Here is a 15,456-nt window from a genome sequence, read left to right as displayed (position 1 = left end):
ACGGATGCAGGCGGTGCCGGCCTAAGGGGATGTCACCGGCTGCCGATAACAGGGTGCTGCAGGAGATCCTTATGATGAAACCCATTACCCTTGTCGGCCTTCTCTGTTTGCTGACGCCCCCATTGCTGACGAGCCAAGCGCAGGGGGCCGAGCCTTCCGCCTCTGCCGCCGCCGCGACGAGCGGGGCCGTGGCCGCCTCCGCAGCGGCCAGTACGCCGGCGCAGCCGGAGGCTGCGGTCCCATCTGCTGCAGCCGCTGTGCCGGCGGCTGCGGATACCACGGCTGCGCCATCGGCCAGCCCGGCGACGGCCGATGCGCCGGCAGCGGCCCCCATTCCCGCACCTGCCGCCACGGATAGCGGGCGCTCACCCAAGAGCCGCCCCATGACCAGTACCCCGAGCAGCAGCAGCGGCCTGAATGTGGACAGCGGCACGCTGCAGGCGGTGCCGCTCTATCGCCAGGACGAGCTGCTCAACTGGATTGAGCAGGGGCGTCACCTGCAGCAGGTGAAGCAGGACAGGTGCCAGCTTACCCAGGATATCGAGGTGCGGGCCGAGGTGATGAAGGTGCCTGCCTATCAGTTTCTGTGGGGGGACATGCTGGCCTGGGGGGTCTGCATCAAGCCCAACGCGGAGCTGGGGGTCAAATTCATGTGGGAGGCGGCCAATCAGGGGTTAGCGCCGGCACTGGAACAACTGGGCCGTTACTACTGGAAAGGCACGCTAGTGCAAAAGGATCTGCTCAAGGCCGAGACCCTGATGCGGGAGGCCGCCAGCCTGGGCTTCCAGCGGGCACAAATCGAGTGGGTGGAGATGCTGCTGCAGGGAATGGGCAGCCCGCTCGACTATGAAGAGGCCTACCACTGGTTGCACAGCACGGTGATCGGCGACAAGGTGCTGCACCAGAAGGCGACCAGCCTGCTGAGCCGGCTCGGCAACCGGATGCCGGCCAACGCCATCGCTCGTGCCAAGGCGATGCACTGAGCCAAAAAAATGACCCACGGATCTGCATCCGTGGGCCGGGAGGCGCCGGCCGCCGTGCCGTGACAGGCTGGCCCCTCATCTGGTTATAGTGATTAGCCCGCCTTACAGATCTTGGTGGGGACCAAAAACTTCGTAATGGAGCTGGCCGGCCGGAATGCCCACCGCGATCAGCTGCTGCTTGACTGCCTGCATGAAGCCGACGGGACCGCAGAAGTAGTAGTGGGCCTGCGGCGTGATGCGATCCTTCACTGCAGTCAGATCCATGGTACCGGCAAAGTCGTACCCTTCGCCCTGGACATCACTGGCCTGGGGCTCCCGATACCAGACCCGGCTCAGCAGGTTGGCGTTTTGGCGGGACTTTTGCTGAATATCTTCCCTGAAAGCATGTACGGCACCCTGTTCACAGGCGTGCAGCCAGGTGATGTCAGCCTGATGGCCGTTCGCCAGCAGCTGGTTGAGCATACTCATCATCGGCGTGATACCCACACCGGCCGAGAGCAGCACCACCGGGGTCTGGCCATCGGCTTTCAGGTAGAAGTCGCCGGTGGGGGGCATGACCTCAATCTTGTCACCCGCTTGCAGATGATCGTGCAGCAGGTTGGAAACCTGGCCCTGCGGCTCGCGCTTGACGCTGATGCGGTAGTGCTGGCCGTTGGGCGCATCGGAGAGGGAGTACTGGCGGATCTCCTGATATTCCAGCTCGGGGTGGATCAGCTTGATGCTGAGGTACTGGCCCGGCTTGAAGTCCAGTACCGGCTTGCCATCCACCGGCACCAGCAGGAAGGAGGTGATGAGCTCGCTCTCGACCCGCTTCTCCTTGATCAGGAAGGGGCGGGAACCCTGCCAGCCACCTGCCTGGCTCGCCTTCTCCTGATAAATCTCGCTCTCGCGGCCGATGAAGATGCTGGCGAGCACGCCATACGCCTTGCCCCAGGCATCCAGCACCTCGTCGGTGACCGCACTTCCACCCAATTCTTTGAGCGTGGCCAAGAGATGACTACCTACAATGTGATATTGTTCTGGCTGGATCAGGAAACCCGTGTGCTTGTGAGCGATACGCTCCACGGCCCCGGCCAGTGCCCCCAGGTTGTCGATGTTCTTGGCATAGGCCGCCACCGCATTGAACAACGCCAGCGGCTGACCGCCGCTGCGCTGGTGCGCCAGGTTGAAAATGTCCTTGAGTTCCGGGTTATGGCTGAACATGCGCTGGTAGAAGTGCTGGGTGAGCGCGGGGCCCGCCGATTCGAGCAAAGGGATGGTGCTTTTGATGACGGCGATGGTGGCTTGGTCTAACATAGGGGGTCCTTGCTAATTGAACATCTAAAATGTCACTTAATAAGCTGCATCCTAGATGTTTATTTGATCTGAATCAATAATCAATTTCCGCGCGATGCGCCACAGGCACTATGAGACTAACTAGCTATACCGATTTTGGATTGAGAGCCCTGCTCTATCTGGCGACCCTGCCGGAGGGCGAATTGTCGAGCGTGGCCAAGGTCTCCGCCTTGTATGACGTCTCCCGCAATCACATGGTGAAGGTGGTGAACCAGCTGGTGAAACTGGGCTATCTGCAGTCCCAGCGCGGCAAGAATGGCGGGATCCGCATGGCCTGCGCGCCGGAGACCATCAACATCGGTCAGGTGATCCGGGCGCTGGAAGGGAATCTGGACGGGATAGATTGCGGCTCGCCAGCCTGCCACATCGTCTCGGTCTGTCTGCTGAAGAATGCCCTGAAAGAGGCGATGAACGCCTTTCTGGCGGTGATGGACAGCTATACCCTGCAAGACCTGCTGGCCAATCGCGACGAGTTGCAGAAGGTATTTGGCGAATTGATTCCGACTCTGGTGCTGGAGCCGGATGAAGAGAGCGAGTGAGCAAGCAAAAAGGCTGCCAGTGGCAGCCTTTTTTCAATCTTCAAAACCAGACTCGTTACGGTATAAATCAGGCATTATTCGCGCCATCTTCACCATGTTGTTCTCCACTTCCAGGATCTCGATGGGGTAACCGGCCAGCCGCAGACTGATGTTGGGCTGGGGGATCTCCTCCAGGTATTCCAGGATGGCACCATTGAGCGTTCTCGGCCCGTCGATGGGCAGTTGCCAGCTCATCTCCTTGTTCAGCTCGCGGATGCTGGCGGAGCCCTCCACCAGGAAGGAGCCGTCCGGCTGGGGGTGGATCTCGTCGCTGGGAGCGGGGGTCATGGAGGTGGTGAAGTCGCCCACTATCTCTTCCAGAATGTCGTCCAGGGTGATCAGTCCCTGAATGTCGCCGTACTCGTCAACGATGAGGCCGATCCGCTCCTTGTTGCGCTGGAACTTGGCCAGCTGCACGTTGAGCGGCGTTCCCTCCGGGATGAAGTAGATCTCGTCCACCTCTCGCAGCAGGCTCGACTTGTTGAACTGATCCCTGGCCATCAGCCTCAGTGCGTCGCGGGCGTGCAGAAAGCCCACCACGTCGTCTATGTTGTCGCGATAAAGCAGGATCTTGGTGTGGGCGCAGTGGGCCAGCTGGCGCAGTATGGTTTTCCAGTCATCGTTGATGTCGATGGCGTAGATCTCGCTGCGCGGCACCATGATGTGCTCCACCGTCATCTTGTCCAGATCCAGAATGCTGAGCAGCATCTCCTGATGGCGCTGGGGGATGAGGCTGCCGGCCTCGTTGACGATGGTACGCAGCTCCTCGGTATTGAGGGCGTCATCCTTGCTGGGGTTGAGCCGCAGCAGCTTGAGCAGGCCGCTGGTGATGCCGTTGATCAGCCAGACCAGCGGCGAGAGCGGCACCATCAGCCCCTTGAGCACCCAGGAGGCCGGGTAGGCAATCTTCTCCGGGAACATGGCCGCCAGGGTCTTGGGGGTCACTTCACCAAACACCAGCACGATCAGGGTCAGGCCGAAGGTGGCGATGGCCACCCCGAGATCGCCGAAGACGCGGATGCAGACGATGGTGGCGATGGCCGAGGCGAGGATGTTGACCAGGTTGTTGCCGATCAGAATCAGCCCCAGCAGGCGATCCGGGCGAGAGAGCAGCTTTTCTACCCGGCGGGCAGCCTTGTGTTTGGTTTGGGCCAGATGCCGCAACTTGTAGCGGTTGAGGGACATCATGCCGGTTTCGGAACTGGAGAAAAAAGCAGACAAGAGGATCAAGATAACGAGAACAATCAGCAATGTACTCGTTGAGATACTGTCCAAGAAGGGCTCCTGTGGGAGTGGGTGATAAAAAGGGTAGCGGTCAGCTCAACAAGACTTCTTTGACGAAGCGGCTGCCAAAATAGGCCAGGGTCAGAATGAAGCTGCCGATCAGGCTCAGGGTGATGACCTTGCGACCGCGCCAGCCACGGGTATGGTGGCCCCACAGCAGCAGCACGTAGACGCACCAGGCCAGGATCGAGAGGATGGCCTTGTGGGATTTGCCCTGGGCGAACATGTCTTCGAGGAAGAACAGGCCGGAGGCAATGGAGAGGGTCAGCAGGAACAGACCCGCCGAGATGAGCTGGAACAGTCGCTTCTCCACCGTCATCAGGGGTGGCATGGCGGGCAGCTGGCTGATCTTGCGCGATTTCAGCTGCCGGTCCAGGCAGGCGAGCTGCAGCGCAAACAGGCAGGCGATCATCAACACCGAGTAGGCCATCAGCGCAAGACCGATGTGCAGCAGCAGCTGGGGATGGGCCTCCAGATGGGTGATGTAGCGGCCGGGAATGAGGGCGCTGGCGGCCAGCAGCAGGGCCGAGAAGCTGTAGACCACCGGCAGCAGGATCCAGCCGTTGAAGCGGCGGGTGACGCAGGTCATGAAGCAGCTGATGATGAGACTGACCAGCGAGGCTACGTTGAGCATGCTCAGATTCTGGCCGGAGTGAGTCACCAGCACTTCGCCGGCCACGGCGGTGCCATGGGCGATCAGGGCCAGTCCGATGCAGGCAAACAGGGGGGCTTGTCCCACTGGTTTGGCACTGAGCAGCAGGTGCAGAGAGGCGATGATGGCCAGCAGATAGAACGCCAGGGCCAGAACAGAGATCACGATCATAACCGGGTCGTTGTCGAGCAAGCGATTGGGAATAGGAAGGGCAGTATACCTTGCACAAGATGTGCTCGCCAGTTGTGCTGCCGCCGATCCGCCCATATATAGGCAGCAGTCTGCCGCAGCGGCGCGCACCAGAAGGCGCGCCGGCACCGGCCGACATACCAGCCTGGGTTCATTGTGCCTGCCCTTTTGAGGGCAGGTCACCGTCGTGTGCGGCGAATAATCGTCCTCATTGCGCCGGCTGAGGTATAATGCCCCCATTTGTTACGCCAAGAACCGGAATGCGTCATGTTTGAGAATTTGACTGAACGACTCTCGCGCACCCTGCGCAATGTCAGCGGCCGCGGTCGTCTGACCGAAGAGAACATCAAAGAGACCTTGCGCGAAGTTCGCATGGCGCTGCTCGAGGCGGACGTCGCCCTGCCGGTGGTGCGTGACTTCGTGGCTCGTGTCAAGGAGCGGGCGGTTGGCCAGGAAGTGGCCAAGTCGCTGAGCCCGGGCCAGGCCTTCATCAAGATTGTGCATGGCGAACTGGTCTCCGTGATGGGGGAGGCCAACGAGCAGCTCAACCTGGCAGCCCAGCCACCGGCCATCATCCTGATGGCGGGTCTGCAGGGGGCCGGTAAAACCACCACGGTCGGCAAGCTGGCCAAGCTGCTCAAAGAGCGCAGCAAGAAAAAGGTGCTGGTAGTCAGTGCCGACGTCTATCGTCCGGCGGCGATCAAACAGCTGGAAACCCTGGCCAATGACATCGGCGTGGACTTCTTCCCGAGCGATGCCAGCCAGAAGCCGGTCGACATCGCCAATGCGGCCATCGATCAGGCGCGCAAGAAGTTCTATGACGTGGTGATCGTCGATACCGCCGGCCGCCTGCACGTCGACAGCGACATGATGGACGAGATCAAGCATCTCCACGCCACCATCAAGCCGGTCGAGACCCTGTTCGTGGTGGATGCCATGACCGGTCAGGATGCCGCCAACACCGCCAAGGCCTTCAACGAGGCGCTGCCTCTCACCGGCGTTATCCTCACCAAGGCGGACGGCGATGCCCGCGGTGGTGCCGCCCTGTCGGTGCGTCACATCACCGGCAAACCGGTCAAGTTCATCGGTATGGGCGAGAAGACCGATGCGCTGGAGCCGTTCCACCCGGATCGTCTGGCTTCCCGCATCCTCGGCATGGGCGACGTGCTCTCCCTCATCGAAGAGGTGGAGCGCAACGTCGATAAAGAGAAGGCGGCCAAGCTGGCCAGCAAGGTCAAGAGCGGCAAGGGCTTCGATCTGGAAGATTTCCGCGAGCAGCTGGCCCAGATGCGCAACATGGGCGGCATGATGGGTATGCTCGACAAGCTGCCGGGCATGTCCGGCCTGCCGGACAACATCAAGGATCAGATGGATGACAAGCTCACCGTGCGGATGGAGGCCATCATCAGCTCCATGACGCCGAAAGAGCGTGCCCATCCCGACCTCATCAAGGGCTCTCGCAAGCGTCGTATCGCCGCGGGCTCGGGTATGCAGGTGCAGGACGTGAACAAGCTGCTCAAGCAGTTCACCGAGATGCAGCGGATGATGAAGAAGATGTCCGGCAAGGGTGGCATGCGCAAGATGATGGGGCAGATGAAGAACATGCTGCCGCCGGGATTCGGTGGTGGCCGCGGCCCCTTCTGATTGCCGGGTCGTCATGCACGCGTCAGGGGCTCACCATGGGTGGGCCCTTTTCATGAGGCCGCTTGTGCAAAAAATGGCTGGCTTGGTTGCAATTATTACGAATCCAAGTAGAATTACGCGGCTTATTTTAAGCTAGGGTCCGCGTGTTTGCGGGCCTTGTTCATTAGATGTTAATGAGGACGATATGGTAACCATTCGTTTACAACGTGGTGGCGCGAAAAAGCGTCCGTTCTACCAGGTAGTAGTTGCTGACAGCCGTAACGCCCGTGACGGTCGTTTCATCGAGCGTGTTGGTTTCTTCAACCCGGTTGCTTCTGGTAACGCTGAAAAGCTGAACCTGGACCTGGCTCGCATCGAGCATTGGGTTGGTACTGGTGCCGCTGTTTCTGACCGCGTTGCCAAGCTGATCAAAGACGCTGCCAAAGCTGCTTAATCAGCCAAACGGTAAGGAGTTAAGGTGGAAAAACCTGTAGTTCTGGGCACCCTGGGTACCGTTTACGGCATCAAGGGCTGGCTTAAAGTGAACTCCTTCACCGATGTTGCCGAAGCGATTTTCGATTACAACCCCTGGCTGATCAATCAGAACGGGGTGTGGCGTGAAATTCAGGTTTCATCCTGGAAGCGTCACAACAAGGGTCTGATCTGCAAACTCGATGGTATCGACGTGCGCGAGGATGCCCTGGCATTGACCAATGTCGAGATTGGCGTAGCCGCCGATCTGTTGCCTGCGTTGCCTGAGGGCGAGTTCTACTGGCGTGACCTGATTGGTTGCTCGGTAGTGACCACCAAAGGATACGACCTGGGCAAGGTGACCGAATTGATGGAAACCGGCTCCAACGATGTGTTGGTGGTTGAGGCCAATGTAAAAGATGCCTTTGGTGCGAAGGAGCGGTTGATTCCGTTCCTGGAAGAGCAGGTGATCAAGAACATTGATCTGACTGCTCGAACAATCGAAGTTGATTGGGATCCTGGTTTCTAGTTTCCCGCGCTAACACGGGTGCCGGAGGTTTCTTATGTGGATTGGGGTGATTAGCCTCTTCCCTGAAATGTTCCGAGCCATTACCGAGCACGGGGTAACGGGTCGGGCCGTCAAGAGTGGCCTGCTGCAGATTGAGTGCTGGAACCCCCGGGACTTTACCCACGACAAACACCGTACGGTCGATGATCGTCCTTATGGTGGTGGGCCCGGCATGTTAATGATGGTTCAGCCGCTGCGTGACGCGATTCATGCAGCCAAGCAAGCGGCGGGAGACGGGGCGAAAGTCATCTATCTCTCTCCTCAGGGACGCAAGCTGACTCAAGCGGGCGTGACCGAGTTGGCGACGAATCAGAAACTGATTCTGGTCGCCGGTCGATACGAAGGTATCGATGAACGCGTGATACAAACCGAAGTCGACGAAGAGTGGTCTATCGGGGATTACGTGTTAAGTGGTGGCGAGTTGCCTGCCATGACCCTGATCGATGCGGTTTCGCGTCTGGTCCCTGGGGTTTTGGGCGATCAGGCCAGTGCCGAGCAGGACTCCTTCACGGATGGCCTGCTGGATCATCCCCACTACACTCGGCCGGAGTTGTTGGATGGATTGGCGGTGCCAGAGGCGCTGACAAGCGGCAATCACGAAGTGATTCGGCGCTGGCGGCTCAAGCAATCGCTCGGACGAACCTGGCAGAGAAGGCCGGAACTTATTAACAACCTAGCTCTGACTGACGAGCAAGAATCACTTCTTGCCGAGTATGTCCGCGAAGTGCGTGACAGCGTTAAGTAGAGTTTTCAGTTTATCCTAGGTAAGGAAAGACAATGAGCAAGATTATTCAGCAGCTTGAACAAGAGCAACTGCGTACCGACATCCCGGCTTTTGCCCAGGGCGACACCGTACGTGTTCAAGTTCGTGTTAAAGAAGGTGGTAAAGAGCGTCTGCAGGCTTTCGAAGGCATCGTTATTGCCAAGCGTAACCGCGGTCTGCACTCTGCTTTCACCGTTCGCAAGATCTCCAACGGCGAAGGTGTTGAGCGTGTATTCCAGACTCACTCTCCGCTGATCCACAGTGTAGAACTGAAGCGTCGTGGTGATGTTCGCCGCGCCAAACTGTACTACCTGCGCAACCTGTCCGGCAAAGCTGCTCGTATCAAAGAGAAGCTCAACTAATTCGATTCGAATTGGTGTCGGTATGTCGGCGAAAAGCTCGACAGGTAGTGAAAAGGCTCGCCAATGGCGAGCCTTTTTTGTATCCGCTTCCGGGTGTGCCGGCTCAACCTGGCTGGCTGACCCGCACCACCGAGTTGTCGCGTCCGAAGGGACCGGGCACGTAGTCATCCGCCGCCCAGTCGTTGTCGTAGTGGGTCTCCCCATTGGGTTGCACCAGCTGGTAGCAATACTCGAAATGAGCGGGACCGTCGGTCGGCAGATTGAGGGTGGTCTTGAACTCACCGCTCTTCATCCGCTTGAGCTCGATGGGTTGCCACTGGCTGAACTCCCCCAGCAACAGCACCTGCTCGGCCTCTCCTACGGCCTCTTTTTCCACGGCAAAGGTCACCTTGACCTCGGGGCGGGACTTGAGAAATTGCTTGTTGATCGGCATGACGCCTCCTTGTCCTGATTGCGAAGAAATAGCTGCTGGCTATTTTTATATCACTTTATGACAAGGATGTTGATAACCGAGATCAAGCGGGCAGGGCAAAGTGGCGCTGCAGCAGCCCGTGGGTAAAGCCTATCTTGAGGTAAAAGCCGCGCGGCAGGGTCATGATCGGCTGGCCGTTGCGGCCGATGGCCCGGGTCAGAGCCTTGTTGTTGGCCGCCTTGGGACGCAGTTGCAGCACCTGGCCGTGGCGGGCGCTGATCTGCTCCACCTCTCCCAGCACTATCATGTCCATCAGCTCTTCCCAGTCCTGGCGCAGCAGCCGCTCCTCCTCTTCATTCGGACTCCACAACAGCGGCATACCGATCCGGCGCTCACCGATGGGGATCTCGCGGCTGCCCTCCACCGGGATCCAGAGCACGCGGGAGAGCTTGTTGCGCACATTGGACTGTTCCCACTGCTGGCCGCTGACACCGATCAGCGGTGCCACGCAGACGAAGGTCGTCTCCAGCGGTTTGCCCTGAGGATCGATGGGGATCGTCTTGAGTTCGATGCCCAGATCCGGGAAGTCCTGTTCAGGCTTGCTGCCGGCGCTGGCCCCCAGCTGCCACTCGATCAGCTGACCAACCCAACCCTTGTCACGACGCAGATCCGCCGGTACGGCGATGCCGGCCGTGGCGGCCAGCTGGGCCAGCGTGAAGCCCGCCATGGCATAGGCGCGGGCCAGCAATTCCTGCTCTGACTGGGGGTTGGTGGGCATGGGTCACTCCTGCAAAGGGGAATTATTCTAGCAACTCTGATCCTCGCTGAGGATCGCTGTTTTTATAACCGATCCTGGCAGGGGTATGCACAGGGGGGGCTGTTTTGTGAGTAAGTACTTATCATAATGATTTTAAAAGAATTTGTCTCTATGTCCTCGGTCATTGACCAGCAGGATCCAGGCTCAAAATAGTTGTCCAAGGGTTTGCTCGCGCTGTTGCACACAGTTATCCACAGAAATCTTGGATAACTGCCGGCAAGTGCTAATAGTTGGCTCATTGTTACAAAAAAATGTGAAGCAGCACCAATTTCAACGGCGATTCCAGCGCAGATAGTGTGCCACTCCTGTGGATAAAATAGCCGTGGTGGATCTTTGAACAGTCGAACTTGTTCACAATCGAGATCCCGGATCGCCGGCCGTGAAAGACATGGATCTTGATCCAGCATTGATTGTTTAACGTCATGTATTTAAATACATATTCTGTTTTTATCAACATGGGGTATGCTGTCGCCTGGTTTGGATCAGATAAATGAAACTACTGTATATACCTGCTTGCTCACAGGCTTATGCACAGTCTGGGTGGGCAACTTGGTCCAGTTGATCCTTGGATTTGTTTATAAGTCGGCTTGAAATTGAAAGTTATTCATGAGTGGGGGATCGCAGTCCCTGTTTGCTGCCACGAGGTGAATGTGGAACAATCCCCTTATAGATTCAGCCTTTATAAGGTGATCACGTGATAGATGGCGACGGGTTTCGTCCCAATGTCGGAATCGTGATCTGTAACCGTGACGGACAAGTATTGTGGGCTAAGCGCTATGGGCAGCACTCCTGGCAGTTTCCGCAGGGAGGGGTTGATGATGGTGAGACGCCGGAGCAGGCCATGTATCGTGAGCTGTATGAGGAGATAGGCCTCAAGCCCGAAGATGTGACCATCATGGCCACCAGTCGCAACTGGCTGAAGTACCGCTTGCCCAAACGCCTCGTTCGTTGGGACAGTTCACCGGTCTGTATTGGCCAAAAACAAAAATGGTTCTTGCTGCAGCTGGATCCGGGCAGGGAGTCCAGGATCCAGTTCGGCTGTCATGGTCATCCCGAGTTTGATGACTGGCGTTGGGTCAGCTTCTGGTATCCGGTCCGTCAGGTCGTCTCCTTCAAGCGGGAAGTCTATCGACGGGTAATGAAGGAGTTTGCCCCGCTGGCGATGCCGGTGCCGGCTATTCAGGTCAACAAGAAGGATGGGCGGCGCAATCGCCCCCGTTAAGGAGCACAGATTAGTTGTTAACGGAACTCAGACGCATCGTCGAAAGCATGGCCGAGGCCAATACCCTCGAGCTGGCCTTGCAGGCACTGGTCAGCCAGACCCGGCTGGCCATGATGGTGGACTGCTGTTCCGTTTATGTCTCAGAACCCGAGATGCGCCGCTACCGGCTGGCCGCGACCGATGGTCTGGCCGAGTCGGCGGTGGGCAAGGCCACCCTGCCGTTCGAGCAGGGCATCGTCGGTCTGGTGGGTCAGCGGGAAGAGCTGATCAACCTGGCCGATGCCCCCTCCCATCCCAGCTTCAAGTTCCTGCCCGATGTGGCCGAAGAGGCATTTCGCTCCTTCCTCGGCGCCCCCATCATGCATCAGCGTCAGGTGGTGGGCATTCTGGTGGTGCAGCAGAAGGAGAGCCGCCTCTTCGATGAGGGGGAAGAGTCCTTCATGGTGACCCTGGCTGCCCAGCTGGCGGCCCGGATTGCCCAGGCGCAGGCCAAGGGCTGGCTGCAGAAGACCGACTGGAGCAAGCCGCTGCGCGGCATTGCCGGTGCCAGCGGCATCGCTATGGCCAAGGCCTGGGTGTGGCGGCCGCGCAAGGAGCTCAACTCCATCACCCCGCGCAAGGATGAGGATCACGCCAGACAGCTGGAGCGGCTGAATGTGGCGGTGGAAGAGGTGCGCCACGATCTGGAGAGCCTGGCACTGCGGTTTCGCGAGAGCTACAGCCAGGACTCGGTCGCCATCTTCGACATTTACCTGCATCTGCTGAACGATCCGGGTTACATCAAGCCCATTCGCAACAAGGTGAGCAAGGAACACTGGACGGCCGTCTCGGCGGTCAAGCTCATCAGTGACCGGTTGATCGATCAGTTCAAGGGGATGAAGGATCCCTACCTGCAGGAGCGCTCCACCGATGTGAAGGACATCGCCCAGCGGCTCATCAGCCGGCTGGTGCAAAACGAGCCAGAGCATATCGCCATCGGCGAGCCGGTGGTGCTGGTCGCCGACGAGGTGACCGCCACCATCCTGGCCGAAGTTCCCCGCGAGTTTCTGACCGGGGTGGTGTCGCTCAAGGGGGGCACCAACTCCCACGCCGCCATTCTGGCTCGCGCCATGGGGGTGGCGGCCATCATGGGGGTGGATCTGCCGCTCGGCGACATCGGCGGTCGCATGCTGGTGGTCGATGGCTACAGCGGCGATCTCTTCATCGAACCCAATCAGGTGATCCTGACCGAATACCGCCAGCTGCTGAGCGAGGAGCGGGCACTCGATACCCTGGTGCGCAGCGTCGACAACCAGCCCTCCGAGACGGCCGACGGCGTGCCTGTCTCCCTGCTGCTGAACGCCGGGCTCAGTGCCGACACCGAAATATCCCTCAATCAGCTGGCAGACGGGGTCGGCCTCTATCGCACCGAAATTCCCTTCATGCTGCAGGACAGCTTCCCCTCCGAGTGGGAGCAGACCGCCCGTTATCGCGGCATTCTGGAGACCTATCGCAACCGGCCGGTCTGCATGCGGACCCTGGATGTGGGCGGCGACAAGCAGCTGCCCTATTTCCCCATCGTCGAGGAAAATCCCTTCCTTGGCTGGCGGGGGATCCGGCTCACCCTGGATCACCCCGAACTGTTCCTGGTGCAGCTCAAGGCGATGCTGCGTGCCAGCGAAGGGCTGGACAATCTGGCCATCATGCTGCCAATGATCAGCAGCGTCAGCGAAATCAAGGCTTCCCGCCGCCTGCTGGATCAGGCCTGGCGAGAAGTGTCGGAAGAGGCGGCCAGCCGTGAGGCGGTGATCCGCTACCCGAGCCTGGGGGTGATGATCGAGGTGCCTTCCGCCCTCTACATCCTGCCCGAAATGGCACCGCTCATCGATTTCTGGTCGGTGGGCAGCAACGATCTGACCCAGTACCTGCTGGCGGTGGATCGCAACAACGCCAGGGTCGCCAACATCTACGATGCCTTCCATCCGGCGGTGATCCGCGCCCTGCAACTGCTGGTCGATGCCTCCCATCGTTATCAGAAGCCGGTGTCTGTGTGTGGCGAGCTGGCCGGTGATCCGGTCGGGGTGCTGCTGCTGCTGGCCATGGGCTATCGCCGCTTCAGCATGAACACGCACAACATCGCCCGCATCAAGTACGTGCTGCGCCAGTCCACCCTGAGCGAACTGACTGTACTGCTGACGGATGGCCTCAAGCACGACAACCCGCACGTGCTGCGCGGCCTGTTTGCCCGCTATCTGGAAGAGCACGGCCTGGGCGGTTTGCTGCGCGCCGGTCACAAAACGAAACAGACTGATTGATAATCATGCCTTGTCCCTGCTGACGAATGATCGGAAAATGCGGCTTTTCTTATGACTGGGGCCGCATATGCAGCACGATGGATATTGGGTTTTCTCGCAGATTGATCCCGTAGCATTCAGTTTGGGACCACTATCGGTACGCTGGTATGGTCTCATGTACCTGTTTGGTTTCGCCTTTGCAATGTGGCTGGCGGGGCGCCGCGCGGATGCGCCGAACAGTGGCTGGACTCGCAACGAGGTCTCGGACCTGCTGTTTTACGGCTTCCTCGGGGTGATCCTGGGTGGCCGGGTCGGTTACGTGCTGTTCTACAACTTCGACATGTTCCTGGCCGATCCCCTCTACCTGTTCAAGATCTGGACCGGTGGCATGTCGTTCCACGGCGGCCTGATCGGGGTCATTACCGCCATGGTCTGGTTTGCCCACAAGACCAATCGCCACTTCTTCACCGTGGCTGACTTCGTGGCACCGCTCATTCCGTTCGGCCTCGGGGTCGGTCGCATCGGCAACTTCCTCAACGGCGAGCTGTGGGGCCGGGTCACCGATGTGCCCTGGGCCATCATCTTCCCGGAGGCGGGTCCCGAGCCGCGCCATCCGTCCCAGCTCTATCAGTTCGCGCTGGAAGGGGTGGTACTGTTCATCATCCTCAACCTGTTCTGGCGCAAGAACCCGCCCCGGGGCGCCATCTCTGGCATGTTCCTGCTGTTCTACGGCCTGTTCCGCTTCCTGGTGGAGTTCGTGCGCCAGCCGGACAGCCAGCTCGGTCTCTACTTCCAGGAGATCAGCATGGGCCAGATCCTCTCCACCCCGATGATCGTCATCGGTGCCCTGATGATCTGGGTTGCCTACAAGCGGCCGCAGCTGTTCGGTAACAGCGTCAAGGAGGCAAAGTAATGCGAGCCTATCTCGACCTGATGCAGAAGATCCTCGATGAAGGGACCGCCAAATCCGACCGTACCGGTACCGGCACCGTCTCCCTGTTCGGCCATCAGATGCGCTTCAATCTGGCGGAAGGCTTTCCGCTGGTCACCACCAAGAAGTGCCACCTGCGCTCCATCATTCACGAGCTGCTGTGGTTCCTCAATGGCGATACCAACACCGCCTACCTGAAAGAGCACGGCGTCAGCATCTGGGACGAGTGGGCCGACGAGAACGGTGATCTGGGGCCGGTGTATGGCGCCCAGTGGCGCTCCTGGCCGGCGGCTGACGGGTCTGTCATCGATCAGATCCAGAAGGCGGTGGACGACATCAAGCACAATCCGGATTCGCGCCGCATCATCGTCTCCGCCTGGAACGTGGGCGAGCTGGACAAGATGGCGCTGGCGCCCTGCCACGCCTTCTTCCAGTTCTATGTGGCCGACGGCAAGCTCTCCTGCCAGCTCTACCAGCGCAGCTGTGACGTGTTCCTCGGCCTGCCGTTCAACATCGCCAGCTACGCTCTGCTGACCCACATGATGGCCCAGCAGTGTGATCTGGAAGTGGGCGACTTCGTCTGGACCGGTGGTGACGTGCACCTCTACTCCAACCACATGGAGCAGACCGCGCTGCAGCTCTCTCGCGAGCCGCGCCCGCTGCCGACTCTGGTGATCAAGCGCAAGCCGGACTCCATCTTCGATTACAGGTTCGAGGATTTCGAGATAGAGGGTTACGACCCCCATCCCGGCATCAAGGCGCCCGTCGCCATCTGATGTGAAAGGCGCCCATGAGGCGCCTTTTTTATGCATAAAAACCACGGAGTATTCACTCTGATGACTGAGCTTCGAGTGACATCCGTGTGAGAGAAAACCTGCTTATAGCAGACATGTTTGATTTTGCCTTCGGTTTTCTCGTTGTATTTCGCAGTAAGAAACGATTTTCCATTAATTGTTATGGGATATAGACTCAAAACAAAGTAATACTGTGGAT

At 59.0% G+C, this 15,456-nt stretch carries 16 protein-coding genes; 11 read left to right on the top strand and 5 right to left on the bottom strand.

Features of this window, described 5'->3' with window-relative positions:
• Positions 1–383: 383 nt before the first annotated feature.
• Positions 384–983 (top strand): tetratricopeptide repeat protein, encoded by a 600-nt coding sequence (locus OKC44_RS11170; RefSeq protein ID WP_029304580.1) that lies wholly within the window; start codon positions 384–386, stop codon positions 981–983.
• A 102-nt stretch (positions 984–1,085) separates the two neighbouring features.
• On the opposite strand, the gene hmpA is transcribed toward OKC44_RS11170, so the two are convergent.
• Entirely contained in the window at positions 1,086–2,279 is a 1,194-nt protein-coding gene (gene hmpA, locus OKC44_RS11165; protein WP_270812857.1) for an NO-inducible flavohemoprotein, read from the bottom strand.
• A 110-nt stretch (positions 2,280–2,389) separates the two neighbouring features.
• Between hmpA and OKC44_RS11160 the strand changes: the two genes are divergently transcribed.
• Positions 2,390–2,857, top strand: a complete 468-nt coding sequence (locus OKC44_RS11160; RefSeq protein ID WP_270812855.1) for an Rrf2 family transcriptional regulator — start codon at positions 2,390–2,392, stop codon at positions 2,855–2,857.
• 33 nt (positions 2,858–2,890) lie between these two features.
• On the opposite strand, the gene OKC44_RS11155 is transcribed toward OKC44_RS11160, so the two are convergent.
• Together OKC44_RS11155 and OKC44_RS11150 are read right to left on the bottom strand one after the other, a co-directional pair.
• On the bottom strand, positions 2,891–4,171 hold the full coding sequence (locus OKC44_RS11155) for an HlyC/CorC family transporter (protein ID WP_011704627.1): 1,281 nt from the start codon (positions 4,169–4,171) through the stop codon (positions 2,891–2,893).
• A gap of 40 nt (positions 4,172–4,211) precedes the next feature.
• A complete protein-coding gene (locus tag OKC44_RS11150; RefSeq protein ID WP_011704628.1) occupies positions 4,212–5,003 on the bottom strand; it encodes a cytochrome C assembly family protein in 792 nt (263 codons plus the stop codon).
• A gap of 285 nt (positions 5,004–5,288) precedes the next feature.
• Between OKC44_RS11150 and ffh the strand changes: the two genes are divergently transcribed.
• From ffh to rplS, 5 genes are all read left to right on the top strand, one after another.
• Positions 5,289–6,665, top strand: a complete 1,377-nt coding sequence (ffh, locus tag OKC44_RS11145) for a signal recognition particle protein (RefSeq protein ID WP_011704629.1) — start codon at positions 5,289–5,291, stop codon at positions 6,663–6,665.
• A gap of 184 nt (positions 6,666–6,849) precedes the next feature.
• A complete protein-coding gene (gene rpsP / locus OKC44_RS11140) occupies positions 6,850–7,098 on the top strand; it encodes a 30S ribosomal protein S16 (protein ID WP_005341383.1) in 249 nt (82 codons plus the stop codon).
• A 24-nt stretch (positions 7,099–7,122) separates the two neighbouring features.
• The gene (rimM, locus tag OKC44_RS11135) at positions 7,123–7,644 is read left to right on the top strand and encodes a ribosome maturation factor RimM (protein WP_011704630.1); all 522 of its coding nucleotides are present in this window, start codon (positions 7,123–7,125) and stop codon (positions 7,642–7,644) included.
• 34 nt (positions 7,645–7,678) lie between these two features.
• On the top strand, positions 7,679–8,428 hold the full coding sequence (gene trmD / locus OKC44_RS11130; protein WP_011704631.1) for a tRNA (guanosine(37)-N1)-methyltransferase TrmD: 750 nt from the start codon (positions 7,679–7,681) through the stop codon (positions 8,426–8,428).
• Between the two features lie 32 nt (positions 8,429–8,460).
• Entirely contained in the window at positions 8,461–8,808 is a 348-nt protein-coding gene (gene rplS / locus OKC44_RS11125) for a 50S ribosomal protein L19 (RefSeq protein WP_005313505.1), read from the top strand.
• A 103-nt stretch (positions 8,809–8,911) separates the two neighbouring features.
• Here the strand turns inward: rplS and OKC44_RS11120 are convergent, their stop codons facing one another.
• Positions 8,912–9,241 carry an isoamylase early set domain-containing protein gene (locus OKC44_RS11120; protein WP_270812853.1) on the bottom strand — a complete coding sequence of 110 codons (330 nt, stop codon included), beginning with the start codon at positions 9,239–9,241 and terminating at the stop codon, positions 8,912–8,914.
• A gap of 82 nt (positions 9,242–9,323) precedes the next feature.
• Complete coding sequence (mutH, locus tag OKC44_RS11115) at positions 9,324–9,998, bottom strand: DNA mismatch repair endonuclease MutH (RefSeq protein WP_016349416.1); 675 nt, start codon at positions 9,996–9,998, stop codon at positions 9,324–9,326.
• 733 nt (positions 9,999–10,731) lie between these two features.
• On the opposite strand from mutH, the gene rppH reads away from it, so the two are divergent.
• From rppH to thyA, 4 genes are all read left to right on the top strand, one after another.
• The gene (rppH, locus tag OKC44_RS11110; protein ID WP_024944577.1) at positions 10,732–11,259 is read left to right on the top strand and encodes an RNA pyrophosphohydrolase; all 528 of its coding nucleotides are present in this window, start codon (positions 10,732–10,734) and stop codon (positions 11,257–11,259) included.
• A gap of 14 nt (positions 11,260–11,273) precedes the next feature.
• Positions 11,274–13,553 (top strand): phosphoenolpyruvate--protein phosphotransferase, encoded by a 2,280-nt coding sequence (gene ptsP / locus OKC44_RS11105; protein WP_024944576.1) that lies wholly within the window; start codon positions 11,274–11,276, stop codon positions 13,551–13,553.
• A gap of 67 nt (positions 13,554–13,620) precedes the next feature.
• Positions 13,621–14,445 carry a prolipoprotein diacylglyceryl transferase gene (gene lgt, locus OKC44_RS11100; RefSeq protein ID WP_045529140.1) on the top strand — a complete coding sequence of 275 codons (825 nt, stop codon included), beginning with the start codon at positions 13,621–13,623 and terminating at the stop codon, positions 14,443–14,445.
• Complete coding sequence (thyA, locus tag OKC44_RS11095; RefSeq protein ID WP_270812851.1) at positions 14,445–15,239, top strand: thymidylate synthase; 795 nt, start codon at positions 14,445–14,447, stop codon at positions 15,237–15,239. The genes lgt and thyA overlap by 1 nt, the downstream gene beginning before the upstream one ends.
• Positions 15,240–15,456 lie beyond the last annotated feature (217 nt).

Source organism: Aeromonas sp. S41-2, assembly GCF_027705845.1.
Classification (GTDB): domain Bacteria; phylum Pseudomonadota; class Gammaproteobacteria; order Enterobacterales; family Aeromonadaceae; genus Aeromonas; species Aeromonas hydrophila.
Note: the sequence above shows the minus strand (reverse complement) of the source record. Positions and strands in the feature narration are given on the sequence as shown.

Bases quoted from the DNA above. Each gene is read 5' to 3' on its own strand.
- mutH (WP_016349416.1), bottom strand. From the start codon at position 9,998: ATGCCCACCAACCCCCAGTCAGAGCAGGAATTGCTGGCCCGCGCCTAT.
- thyA (WP_270812851.1), top strand. From the start codon at position 14,445: ATGCGAGCCTATCTCGACCTGATGCAGAAGATCCTCGATGAAGGGACC.
- ffh (WP_011704629.1), top strand. From the start codon at position 5,289: ATGTTTGAGAATTTGACTGAACGACTCTCGCGCACCCTGCGCAATGTC.
- OKC44_RS11150 (WP_011704628.1), bottom strand. From the start codon at position 5,003: ATGATCGTGATCTCTGTTCTGGCCCTGGCGTTCTATCTGCTGGCCATC.
- rplS (WP_005313505.1), top strand. From the start codon at position 8,461: ATGAGCAAGATTATTCAGCAGCTTGAACAAGAGCAACTGCGTACCGAC.
- hmpA (WP_270812857.1), bottom strand. From the start codon at position 2,279: ATGTTAGACCAAGCCACCATCGCCGTCATCAAAAGCACCATCCCTTTG.
- lgt (WP_045529140.1), top strand. From the start codon at position 13,621: ATGCAGCACGATGGATATTGGGTTTTCTCGCAGATTGATCCCGTAGCA.
- OKC44_RS11160 (WP_270812855.1), top strand. From the start codon at position 2,390: ATGAGACTAACTAGCTATACCGATTTTGGATTGAGAGCCCTGCTCTAT.
- trmD (WP_011704631.1), top strand. From the start codon at position 7,679: ATGTGGATTGGGGTGATTAGCCTCTTCCCTGAAATGTTCCGAGCCATT.
- OKC44_RS11120 (WP_270812853.1), bottom strand. From the start codon at position 9,241: ATGCCGATCAACAAGCAATTTCTCAAGTCCCGCCCCGAGGTCAAGGTG.
- rpsP (WP_005341383.1), top strand. From the start codon at position 6,850: ATGGTAACCATTCGTTTACAACGTGGTGGCGCGAAAAAGCGTCCGTTC.
- OKC44_RS11170 (WP_029304580.1), top strand. From the start codon at position 384: ATGACCAGTACCCCGAGCAGCAGCAGCGGCCTGAATGTGGACAGCGGC.